This window comes from Sporosarcina aquimarina (assembly GCF_023715615.1).
GTDB lineage: Bacteria > Bacillota > Bacilli > Bacillales_A > Planococcaceae > Sporosarcina > Sporosarcina aquimarina_A.
Map to the genome: position 1 here is coordinate 928,205 of NZ_JAMBOM010000001.1, position 11,705 is coordinate 939,909.

Here is an 11,705-nt window from a genome sequence, read left to right on the forward strand (position 1 = left end):
CTATGCATGGCTTTTGAAGGATTAGCGCAGCGCCTGCAAGGGACGCTTCAGAAAATCACAGGCAAGGGTAAAATTAGTGAAGCTGATGTAAAAGAAATGATGAGAGAAGTTCGCTTTGCGTTAATCGAAGCGGATGTCAATTTGAAAGTTGTTAAAGAGTTCGTAAAGACAGTTAGCGAGCGTTCGGTCGGTCAAGATGTCATGAAGAGTCTGACGCCTGGTCAACAAGTCGTGAAAATTGTAAAAGATGAACTTACAAAGTTGATGGGAGAAGAGCAAACAGCTATTCAGTTTGCCCGCAAGTCTCCTACTGTCATAATGATGGTTGGTTTACAGGGTGCCGGTAAAACAACGACATCCGGGAAACTTGCAAATTCGTTACGAAAGCGGAACAACAAATCACCTTTACTCGTTGCAGCAGACGTTTATCGACCTGCGGCTATTCAGCAACTTGAAACGATAGGGAAACAATTGACAATTCCTGTTTTTTCTATGGGAACTGATATCTCACCCGTGGAAATCGTTCGTCAAGCACTCAAAAAAGCAGATGAGGATCATAATGACGTCGTGATTATTGATACGGCAGGACGGTTACATATTGATGAAACCCTCATGCAGGAATTGAAAGATATTCGTGAACTTTCATCACCTGATGAAGTCTTCCTTGTTGTAGACGCGATGACTGGTCAAGATGCTGTAAACGTAGCTAAAAACTTTGACGATGCAATTGGTATTACAGGTGTAGCTCTTACAAAACTTGATGGAGATACACGTGGTGGTGCGGCACTTTCAATTCGTTCTGTTACTCAAAAGGCCATCAAATATGTCGGTATGGGTGAAAAAATGGATGCGCTTGAGCCGTTCCATCCTGAACGTATGGCCTCACGAATTCTTGGCATGGGCGATGTCATGTCTCTCATTGAAAAAGCTCAGGAAAATGTCGATGAAGACAAAGCAAAGGAACTCGAACAAAAGCTTCGCACACAAACCTTCACTTTGGATGATTTTCTAGATCAGTTGCAACAAGTAAAGCAAATGGGTCCGCTGGACGAGATTTTGAAAATGATGCCAGGCTTCAATAAAATCAAGGGCCTCGGTAATGCCAAAGTCGATGAGAGCCAAATGGGGAAAGTAGAAGCAGTCATCTACTCGATGACAACGCAAGAGCGTACCACCCCTGAGATGATTAACGCGAGTCGTAAAAAACGAATTGCAAAAGGATCAGGCACTTCGATTCAAGAAGTCAACCGATTACTGAAGCAGTTTGAAGAAATGAAAAAGATGGTCAAACAGATGACTGGGTCACAACAACGTGGTAAAAAGAAGATGAAAATGCCGGGAATGGATGCTTTTTTTAAGTAATTTCATTCAAAAAACATGGTGTTAAGAAAAAACACTTTACAAACAACGGAAAGCTTGATAATATACTATCTTGTGTGAAACTATTCGGAGGTGCAATTAAAAATGTCAGTAAAAATTCGTCTTAAACGTATGGGTGCAAAGAAATCACCTTTCTATCGTATCGTAGTAGCAGATTCACGAGCTCCTCGTGATGGCCGTCAAATCGAAACAGTTGGAACTTATAACCCGCTTACAAAGCCGGCTGAAGTGAAAATTGACGAAGTAAAAGTTTTGGATTGGATGCAGAAAGGCGCTAAGCCATCTGATACAGTTCGTAACTTGTTGTCAGAACAAGGCATCATGGAGAAATTCCATAACGCAAAACTTAGCAAGTAATCAGGAGGTGCGCTGATGGAGCAGCTGATTAAGACAATCGTAAAACCGTTAGTCGATTATCCCGAAGCGATTCACGTCGAACAGGATGAACAAACGAACCGGGTTGCCTACAAACTTTCTGTCCACCCTGAAGACATGGGGAAGATCATTGGAAAGCAAGGACGTGTCGCAGATGCGATACGGACAATTGTTACATCAGCTGCAGGCAGCTACCGAGGTAAACGAGTTTACCTAGATATTGTTGACTAACACTGCGTAAAGGGAGGAGCCTCGGTTCCTCTCTTTTTCTATATAAATGAATTTTGACACCCTATATATGAACAAAGGAAGTGAATGGACTATGCAATGGTTTAACGTCGGGCAACTCGTCAATACGCACGGAGTACAAGGTGAAGTACGTGTCACATCTCGGACAGACTTTCCAGAAGAGCGGTTTGCAGTCGGTAGTGAACTATACCTGTTCATGCCAAACGAAACGACACCCGTGAAGCTAAAAATCTCTGGATCCCGTCGTCACAAAAATTTCTACTTACTCACTTTTGAAAACCACTTCAATCTCAGCCATGTAGAAAGATACAAAACCGGAATGCTGAAAATATCAGAGAAGCAACTTGGTGAACTCGAGGAAAACGAATTCTATTACCACGAAATTATAGGATGTGCTGTTGTCACTCTCGAGGGGAATTCCATTGGCAACGTTACAGACATATTAGAAACCGGCGCAAACGATGTGTGGACAGTTACACCAGCTCAAGGTAAACCACACTACATTCCTTATATTGAAGATATCGTCAAAGAGATTGATATCAAAAATAAGAAAATAACGATTGAAGTCATGGAAGGACTTCTTTCATGATGAATATCAATGTTCTCTCGTTGTTTCCAGAAATGTTCGAAGGGGTTCTTCATACATCGATTCTGAAGAAAGCCCAAGAGAACAAAGCCGTCTCATTTTCAGTTACTGATTTCAGAAACTACTCTGAGAATAAGCATCACAAAGTGGACGATTATCCTTATGGTGGGGGCGCGGGAATGGTATTGAAGCCTGAACCGCTCTTCAATGCGGTTGAAGCTGTCACAAAGGATGCTACAAAGCTGCCTCGAGTCATTCTGATGTGTCCCCAGGGAGAACGTTTCACCCAGGCTAAAGCGGAGGAGCTGGCGTTAGAGGAGAACCTTGTTTTCATCTGTGGCCATTATGAAGGCTATGATGAGCGGATCCGCGAACATCTTGTGACAGACGAACTCTCCCTCGGAGATTTTGTTCTAACTGGCGGTGAGATTGCGTCTATGGCAATTATTGATAGCGTCGTTCGTTTGCTTCCGGGAGTGCTAGGGAATAACGTTTCATCCGTGGAAGATTCTTTTTCAACAGGATTGCTCGAGCATCCGCACTATACCCGTCCAGCTACCTTTAAAGGTCTTTCGGTGCCAGATGTATTACTTTCAGGCAACCATGGTGAAATTGCCAAATGGCGTATGGAGCAGTCACTTAAACGTACTCTCGAACGTCGTCCTGATTTGTTAAATAAAATATCGTTGTCGCCCGAGCAAGAAAAGATATTGGAGCAACTGAAATCTACTCGGTGAATGTTGCACACGATCTCGGTTTGTGCTAATATGATATACGTGCTTCTATGTAAGCACATACTTAACTGATGTTCCGCTGCGGTCTTTCATCGCAAGAGCCTCTAAGGATAGGAGAGAAAAAATCATGCAACAACTAATTGCAGATATTACAAAAGATCAGCTTAAAAGCGATCTACCGGCATTCCGTCCGGGAGACACAGTGCGTTTGCACGTAAAAATCGTTGAGGGAACGCGTGAGCGTATTCAGCTTTTTGAAGGTGTCGTTATTAAGCGTCGTGGAGGCGGAATTAGTGAGTCATTCACAGTTCGCAAAATCTCTAACGGTGTTGGCGTGGAGCGTACATTCCCTGTACACACACCAAAAATTGCAAAATTAGAAGTCACTCGTCGTGGTAAAGTACGTCGTGCGAAGTTGTACTACCTTCGCAACCTACGCGGAAAAGCTGCACGTATCAAAGAACTTCGATAAGTATAGAAAGATCAGGAGACCGTTTATACGGCCTCCTTTCTTTTTGCCTCTAAGTCGAATTGAAGGTACAATAGGTTTAATCGACTACAGGGGGCAATGGCATGAACGAAAAGAAAAAGAAAAATGAAACCTTTGAATGGGTGAAAGCGCTACTTATTGCATTTGGAATTGCAGCGGTCATTCGTGTCTTTCTTTTCACGCCGATTGTTGTAGATGGTGTCTCCATGATGCCAACGCTGGAAGACGGCGACAAAATGATTGTAAACAAAATTAGTTATTCGATTGGCAAGCCTGATCGTTTTGATATCGTTGTATTCCATGCACCTGAACAAAAAGATTATATTAAACGTGTCATTGGGCTTCCCGGCGATACCGTAGAATATAAAAATGATGTTCTTTATATAAATGATCAAGCATATCCGGAACCTTATCTGGATGCATATAAAAAAGAACTTACAGAAGGCACGTTAACTGAAGACTTTACATTGGAAGAAAAGATTCAACAGCAAACCGTTCCTAAAGGGCATGTGTTTGTTATGGGGGATAATCGAAGAAAAAGTAATGATTCCCGTCATATTGGTGTGATCAGCATAGATGAAATTATAGGTACGACAAAATTTGTTTTCTGGCCGATGGATAATATCGGGCTAGTGGATTGAGAAAGTAGGGGAGCAGATGACCATTCAATGGTTTCCCGGTCACATGGCGAAAGCCCGAAGAGAAGTAACCGAACAGTTAAAACTTGTAGATATTGTATTTGAACTTGTAGATGCACGACTTCCATTATCTTCTCGAAATCCGATGATTGACCAAGTCATTCATCAAAAACCAAGAATCTTGATATTAAACAAAATGGATTTGGCCGATGAACATGAAACTGCTAAATGGATCCGATATTTTGATGAGCAAGGCATTCGTGCAGTTGCCATTAACTCGTTCGAAGGCAAAGGCCTACAGGCAGTAACGAAGGCAGCAAAAGAAGTGTTAGCACCTAAAATTGAACGGATGAAAAAACGAGGTATTCGACCTGGAGCGATTCGCGCGATGATTGTAGGGATTCCCAATGTTGGAAAATCAACACTGATCAATAGACTTGCTCATAAAAACATAGCGAAAACAGGAAACAAGCCAGGTGTCACAAAAGCTCAACAATGGATTAAGTACGAAAAAGAATTAGAACTTCTCGATACACCGGGAATTCTATGGCCAAAGTTTGAAGATCCTGAGATAGGTCAAAAGCTTGCGCTGACTGGTGCTATTAAAGATACGATTGTCAATATGGAAGATCTAGCGATGTACGGTTTAAAATTCTTATCCAATCGTTATTCAGAGCGACTAGAAGAGCGGTATGGCTTTGCTACTGTAGAGGACAATACGGCAGAGCTGTTTGAAGTAGTGGGATCGCGTCGTAAAGCGTATACAACTGGTGGAGAAATAGACTATGATAAAGTTGCAGAGCTAATCATACAAGATGTCAGAACAGGCAATTTTGGAAGGTTGACATTCGACTGGACAGAAGAACAGGAATGACCTAGCCGGAGCCGGCACCCGGCTTCGGCTTTTACATATCTAAAAATCGGTGGAGTGACCGATATAAGGAGTATGGAATTGAAGAGGGATGGAAGGTGAGCGTGTGAAAACAATACAAGCGATTAAATTACGACTAAAAGAAACGACCGAGCCTGAGCCGTGGATGGCGGAGTTGACAAAGGATGAACGTAAAGGAGTACAACAAGCACTCAATAGTTGGAATCGAGCATATGAAAGACGCTGCGATTCTAGGGCTAGCCACATAGAGAAACAGCAATTTGATATTTCGTATGCACCGTTTGAAGGAGCTCAAGTAGCGGGTACGGACGAAGCTGGAAGAGGCCCTTTAGCAGGTCCAGTCGTAACAGCAGCTGTAATTCTTCCGTTTGAAGCAGACGAGTTGATAGGGTTGGATGACTCTAAACAAATCCCTAAGAAAGAACGAGAACGCCTTGCAGAAATCATTAAACGCATCTCGGTAGCTTGGTCTGTTCATGTGCAATCTGCTAAGCGGATTGATGAAATCAATATTTATGCAGCGACACGCGAATCGATGGAACAGGCAATCTGTACATTACCTATTGAACCCGATCAAGTCCTTGCGGATGCGATGCCACTAACTGTAAACTGTCCATCTGTCTCCATTGTGAAAGGAGATGCTCAAAGTTTAGCGATTGCTGCTGCTTCCATACTTGCGAAAACGACAAGAGATCAGTTGATGGATGAATTACACGACGAATATCCAATGTATCGTTTTGATAAGCATGCAGGATATGGTACGCCAGAACACTTGGATGCGCTCAACGAGTATGGTCCGAGCATTCACCATCGGAAAACATTTGAACCGATCAAGACAATGATTGCAAGAAAGGCGGCTAACAGATGAATAATCCGTCAATAACACAAAATCTCAACACAGCTAACCTAGGAAATGTACAACCATCACAGTCGGCACAACTAAGAGAAGGACAACTTTTCCATGGGACGATCAAACAACTATATCCAGGCGAAATGGCAGAAGTGCAAATCGGTAACCAAAAGCTGAATGCAAAATTAGAAGTCCCACTAAAGGCGGGAGACTCCTATTATTTTCAAGTGAAGGCGACAGAACCTGAATTGCAGTTAAAACTAATCTCCGGGCCTCATACACAAGGGGAGAGCCAAAGTGCGAAAATCGGCAGTTTGCTCGACACTCTACAACTTACTAAGACACCTGAAATGCGTAAACTTGTGGACTTTTTCATGAAACAGCAAATACCTATCACGCGAGAATCATTGATTGCGGCTGAAACACTTTTAAAGCAAACGTCACCAGGACAACAGCAGGAAGCCCTTCAATCTATAGGGAAGCTAGTGTCCCTCAAGCTACCTATAACACCGCAACTGTTTCATGCGATGATGGGAGTTGAAACGAAAGCAGGCCTTCAAGGAGTCCTTGATGCACTTCAGCAGGCAATAAGCGTAGATAGTAAAATCCCTAGCACTCAAAAGATGACCATTCAAGCGATTCTTCAGCAAATAAAACAGCCTTTATTGGAAGCGAATGGAGGCAACCTGTTGGCGCAAACACTTTCGACTGCACTGGACAAATCAGCTCCTCCTGAACTTCGATTCCAAGCAGTTCAACTACTGAAGTCAGCAGATATCTTACCGGCACAAACATCACTTGCCAATCTATCCGACGTGTTAGCAAAGCTTGTCAGTTCATCACAAAACACCCAGTCTCAAATGACGTCTGTTGAAAAACAAGTGGTTCAACAAACCAATACTACATTTGGTTTCCCTATACAAACGGAAAATGCTTCTAAAATTGACCCAAAACAGTTGTTAACGGCGCTTCAACAAGCAACGATGGGTGCAACTAAGCTACCTGTAGGAGCATCCGCAGAACTCCAACGAATCATTCAACAAATGGAATTGCCCGTAGGCGTTAAAACTCAACTATCCAATTATTTAACAGTCCATTCTCAAACTAACGAGACTGCAAGCGTTTTACTTGCGAAATTTAGTGACACATTATTCAGTCTAGCTACAAAACAAATGCTCCCTAGTCAAAATCCCATTCCGACATCTGTGAATTCAAGTCCTAATCCCATGTATACTGGTATGCCGGCTCTGTTACAATCGATACTCGATGCTCAAGGAGGATCAGACAAACTTCCTGCACTTGTTAAACAAGCAATGCAATCGAATGTCCAGTTCATTCAATCCTTCTTAGCTGCAGCAGAAGCAGCAACAAGTGAAGAACTTTCAGGCAGTACTATAAAACAAGCGATACAATCCGTATTAGTGAAACTGGGCGTTCACTACGAAGCAGGTCTCGCATCAAAAGAACTTCATATATCTCAAATTCAAGATTCCCTAAAACCTCAGCTTGTTGCACTTTTGCAAGAAGGTTTGGCAGGAACGGCTCTTCGTGAAGCAGCAGAGACAGTCGTTTCGAGATTGAATGGACAACCTTTACAATCGACTGAATCGGGTGTGCAACAGCAACTTATTATGCAAGTACCACTTCACTTACAGGGGAAGAGAATTGACGCGACGATTGAGTGGAATGGGCGGATGAAAGAAGATGGAAAGATTGACCCGGATCACGCGCGTGTTATGTTTTATTTAGATCTGGAAGCACTCCACAAAACAGTGGTCGATATGCAAGTACAAAACAAAGTCGTGACATTAACCATTTTTAATGAAGATCCTACATTGAAAATGCTAGGAGCAGTCCTTCAGGATAGACTGGCAGAAGGACTGGATGCGGAAGGTTATCGTCTTTCGGCTGTCCGTTTTAAACAATTCCAAGAAGAAGTAATTACTCCGACTAAGTCTAGTTTGGCTACAGATAGCGGAAAACAAGGAGTCGATTTCCGGATATGAGCGATAAGCGTTATAAGCGCCGTGAAGCAGTCGCGTTGACCTATTTGCCAGAGCTCAATGAAGCTCCGAAAGTGACAGCTAAGGGGAAAGGTCAAATCGCGGAGAATATACTTGAAAAAGCGCGAGAGCATGGTGTTCCTATACAAGAAGACCCCAGTTTAGTAGAACTACTAGGTCAGCTTGAAGTAAATGAGACGATTCCTGACCAGCTATATCAAGCGGTGTCGGAAGTTCTGGCCTATGTTTACAGATTAGATCGTTCAAAAAGCGGAAAATAAACAGTTTAAGACTGTAGTAGAACAGAAATTTCGCACTTTACGAGTACAAATATGGACATAGTATGACAAGTTTACTACAATAGAGTACGCAGTAAAGAATAGTTATCAGTTTGATTGGAGGATATAAGATGAATATCCATGAATATCAAGGGAAACAACTGCTTCGTGATTATGGAGTTGCAGCTTCAAAAGGGATTGCAGCATTTTCTCCAGAAGAGGCAGTAAAAGCAGCAAAAGAACTTGGCACTGAAGTATTTGTCGTGAAAGCGCAAATTCATGCAGGTGGTCGCGGAAAAGCAGGCGGAGTCAAAATTGCTAAAAATCTTGACGAAGTACGTGCATACGCAAAAGAACTTCTTGGCAAAACGTTGGTGACTCACCAAACGGGTCCAGAAGGAAAAGAAGTCAAGCGTTTACTTATTGAAGAAGGCGCAGACATCAAAAAAGAATACTACATCAGTCTTGTTGTAGACCGTGCTACGGATCGTGTTACACTTATGGGATCTGAAGAAGGCGGAATGGATATTGAAGAAGTTGCAGAAGCGACTCCTGAAAAAATCTTCCATGAAGTCATCGACCCAGTATCTGGATTGACTGGATTCCAAGCACGACGTATGGCATTCAACATGAATATTCCTGCACATCTTGTGAACAAAGCAGCTAAATTCATGACAGGTCTTTACCAAGTATTCGTTGAAAAAGATGCTTCTATCGTAGAAATCAACCCACTCGTTGTCACAGGTGATGATCAAGTGCTTGCACTTGATGCTAAATTTAACTTTGACGACAACGCATTGTTCCGTCACAAGGACATCGTGGAGTTGCGAGACTTCGAAGAAGAAGACGCAAAAGAAATCGAAGCTTCCAAGTATGACTTGAGCTATATTTCACTAGACGGTAACATTGGCTGCATGGTCAATGGTGCTGGACTTGCTATGGCTACAATGGATACGATCAATTACTACGGCGGATCACCCGCAAACTTCCTTGACGTTGGGGGCGGTGCGACTGCTGAAAAAGTAACTGAAGCGTTCAAAATCATCCTTTCAGATGAGCATGTTAAAGGGATTTTCGTTAACATCTTTGGCGGAATTATGAAGTGCGACGTTATCGCTGAAGGTGTAATCACTGCAGCGAAAGAAGTCGGCCTTGAAGTACCACTAGTTGTTCGCCTTGAGGGAACAAACGTGGAAAGAGGTAAAGCTTTGTTGAACGAATCAGGGCTTAACATTATTGCAGCTGGCTCAATGGCAGACGGCGCGCAAAAGATTGTTGAAATCGTAGGCTAAGAAAGGCAGGGACAAACGATGAGTATTTATATCGATAAAAATACAAAAGTAGTCGTCCAAGGTATCACTGGCGGGACTGCAAAATTTCATACCCAGCAAATGCTTGAATACGGAACTAAAATCGTTGCAGGTGTAACACCAGGCAAAGGCGGCACAGAAGTTGATGGCGTTCCAGTATTCAATACAATGGAAGAAGCTGTCAAAGAAACTGGCGCTAATGTTTCCGTAATCTACGTTCCAGCACCTTTCGCGGCAGATGCAATCATGGAAGCGGTAGACGCTGAACTTGATATGGCAATCTGTATTACAGAACACATTCCTGTTCTGGACATGGTGAAAGTAGTGCGTTACATGGATGGCAAAAAGACACGTCTTGTTGGACCGAACTGTCCTGGTGTCATTACACCAGAAGAATGTAAAATTGGTATTATGCCAGGTTACATTCATACAAAAGGACACGTAGGTGTAATTTCACGATCAGGTACATTGACATATGAAGCGGTTCACCAACTATCTGAAGCAGGTATCGGTCAAACGACAGCTGTTGGTATTGGTGGAGACCCAGTCAATGGAACAAATTTCATCGACGTATTGAAGGAATTCAATGAAGATGAGGATACTTACGCTGTTGTTATGATTGGTGAAATCGGCGGAACTGCAGAAGAAGAAGCAGCTGAGTGGATCAAAGCCAACATGAAGAAACCGGTAGTAGGATTTATCGGTGGTCAAACAGCACCTCCAGGAAAGCGCATGGGCCATGCTGGTGCCATTATTTCTGGCGGTAAAGGAACTGCTGACGAAAAGATCAAGGCACTCAATAACGCTGGCGTAGAGGTTGCAGAGACGCCATCTGTTATCGGTGAGACATTGATTAAAGTAATCAAAGAAAAAGGGCTATACGAAAAGTGTAAAACCCACTAAGATAGAAGATGCAGCGTATTCAATGGATACGCTGCATCTTTTCTATACAAAGAGGAGGTATTTAATGAAGCTAACTGCACAAGAACATCAGCTTTTGAAACTTCACTACGCGTTGCCTGTCCCGTATCCCCGAATCGCTAGATTGCTTGAAAGTAACTATGACTATAAATACGTGCCTAATTTATCACAAAAACAACGCACAAACTTGAATCTGAAACTTGCTCAGCTAACCCCACTCCCTCTCCTTGACTTGCTACTCGAAAAAGGAATAATCCCTATTCCTTATACACATCCTGATTATCCCGAACGACTAAAACAGTTAATAGATCCACCTGCCATTCTTTATGCGAAAGGAGACCTGGATTTACTGAAAAAAACAAGTAAAGTTGCAATAATTGGTTCTCGCAAAGCTGGTAAATACTCGGTCTGTGCTATGCAGATGATTGTCCCGCCACTCGTCCAACATGGGTCTGTAATTGTTTCAGGACTTGCGAAAGGTGCAGACACAATGGCTCATCAAGCAGCCATAAAATATGGTGGCCAGACACTGGCGGTACTTGGACATGGGTTTTTTCATCTATATCCGAAAGAAAATGCCGAACTTGCAGCAACTCTAGCAGAAAAGCATCTTTTACTAACTGAGTATCCACCGTACCATCCACCTGCTAAATGGACATTCCCGATGAGAAACCGGATTATCAGTGGCCTGTCCAACTCCCTTGTCATTACGGAGTCTGAAATAAAGAGTGGAACGATGAGTACAATTGAGCATGCACTTGATCATGGAAAGGAAATATTTGCAGTTCCTGGACCTATCGACTCGCCATTGTCATTAGGACCGAACAAGTTATTAGATGAAGGAGCACGACCAATTTGGAGTGGCTTTCAAATCATAGAATCTCTTGTCGAATCTTGACGAGAGAAATGTCTTTTTACTAAAATAGTTGCTTTTCCATGAAAACTGTTATACATTTTGCAACAGATATTCTTTTAGATGAATAAATACAAAGAACCTCT

14 protein-coding genes are annotated in these 11,705 nt (G+C 42.7%); all 14 read left to right on the plus strand.

Annotation, left to right across the window (positions count from 1 at the left end; all coding sequences use genetic code 11):
* The first annotated feature begins 6 nt into the window (after positions 1–6).
* A complete protein-coding gene (ffh, locus tag M3197_RS04245) occupies positions 7–1,362 on the plus strand; it encodes a signal recognition particle protein (protein WP_251658875.1) in 1,356 nt (451 codons plus the stop codon).
* Positions 1,363–1,464: 102 nt separating this feature from the next.
* Complete coding sequence (gene rpsP / locus M3197_RS04250; RefSeq protein ID WP_251658877.1) at positions 1,465–1,737, plus strand: 30S ribosomal protein S16; 273 nt, start codon at positions 1,465–1,467, stop codon at positions 1,735–1,737.
* A 15-nt stretch (positions 1,738–1,752) separates the two neighbouring features.
* Positions 1,753–1,986: a KH domain-containing protein gene (locus tag M3197_RS04255; protein ID WP_251658879.1), complete on the plus strand. Its 234-nt coding sequence runs from the start codon at positions 1,753–1,755 to the stop codon at positions 1,984–1,986.
* Between the two features lie 91 nt (positions 1,987–2,077).
* Positions 2,078–2,593, plus strand: coding sequence for a ribosome maturation factor RimM (gene rimM, locus M3197_RS04260; protein WP_251658881.1), 516 nt, complete (start codon positions 2,078–2,080; stop codon positions 2,591–2,593).
* Positions 2,593–3,327 (plus strand): tRNA (guanosine(37)-N1)-methyltransferase TrmD, encoded by a 735-nt coding sequence (gene trmD / locus M3197_RS04265; RefSeq protein WP_251660088.1) that lies wholly within the window; start codon positions 2,593–2,595, stop codon positions 3,325–3,327. Before rimM ends, trmD begins: the two co-directional genes overlap by 1 nt.
* Positions 3,328–3,451: 124 nt before the next feature.
* Complete coding sequence (gene rplS, locus M3197_RS04270) at positions 3,452–3,796, plus strand: 50S ribosomal protein L19 (protein ID WP_025785070.1); 345 nt, start codon at positions 3,452–3,454, stop codon at positions 3,794–3,796.
* A gap of 101 nt (positions 3,797–3,897) precedes the next feature.
* Positions 3,898–4,455, plus strand: coding sequence for a signal peptidase I (gene lepB / locus M3197_RS04275; RefSeq protein ID WP_251658884.1), 558 nt, complete (start codon positions 3,898–3,900; stop codon positions 4,453–4,455).
* A gap of 16 nt (positions 4,456–4,471) precedes the next feature.
* Positions 4,472–5,326 carry a ribosome biogenesis GTPase YlqF gene (ylqF, locus tag M3197_RS04280; protein WP_251658886.1) on the plus strand — a complete coding sequence of 285 codons (855 nt, stop codon included), beginning with the start codon at positions 4,472–4,474 and terminating at the stop codon, positions 5,324–5,326.
* 103 nt (positions 5,327–5,429) lie between these two features.
* A complete protein-coding gene (gene rnhB / locus M3197_RS04285) occupies positions 5,430–6,212 on the plus strand; it encodes a ribonuclease HII (protein WP_251658888.1) in 783 nt (260 codons plus the stop codon).
* A complete protein-coding gene (locus M3197_RS04290; protein ID WP_251658890.1) occupies positions 6,209–8,200 on the plus strand; it encodes a TP0910 N-terminal domain-containing protein in 1,992 nt (663 codons plus the stop codon). Before rnhB ends, M3197_RS04290 begins: the two co-directional genes overlap by 4 nt.
* Entirely contained in the window at positions 8,197–8,478 is a 282-nt protein-coding gene (locus M3197_RS04295) for an EscU/YscU/HrcU family type III secretion system export apparatus switch protein (RefSeq protein ID WP_251658892.1), read from the plus strand. Before M3197_RS04290 ends, M3197_RS04295 begins: the two co-directional genes overlap by 4 nt.
* Before the next feature lie 128 nt (positions 8,479–8,606).
* Positions 8,607–9,767, plus strand: a complete 1,161-nt coding sequence (gene sucC, locus M3197_RS04300) for an ADP-forming succinate--CoA ligase subunit beta (protein WP_025785063.1) — start codon at positions 8,607–8,609, stop codon at positions 9,765–9,767.
* Between the two features lie 18 nt (positions 9,768–9,785).
* Positions 9,786–10,688, plus strand: coding sequence for a succinate--CoA ligase subunit alpha (sucD, locus tag M3197_RS04305; protein WP_025785062.1), 903 nt, complete (start codon positions 9,786–9,788; stop codon positions 10,686–10,688).
* A 64-nt stretch (positions 10,689–10,752) separates the two neighbouring features.
* A complete protein-coding gene (gene dprA, locus M3197_RS04310; protein ID WP_251658894.1) occupies positions 10,753–11,604 on the plus strand; it encodes a DNA-processing protein DprA in 852 nt (283 codons plus the stop codon).
* Positions 11,605–11,705 lie beyond the last annotated feature (101 nt).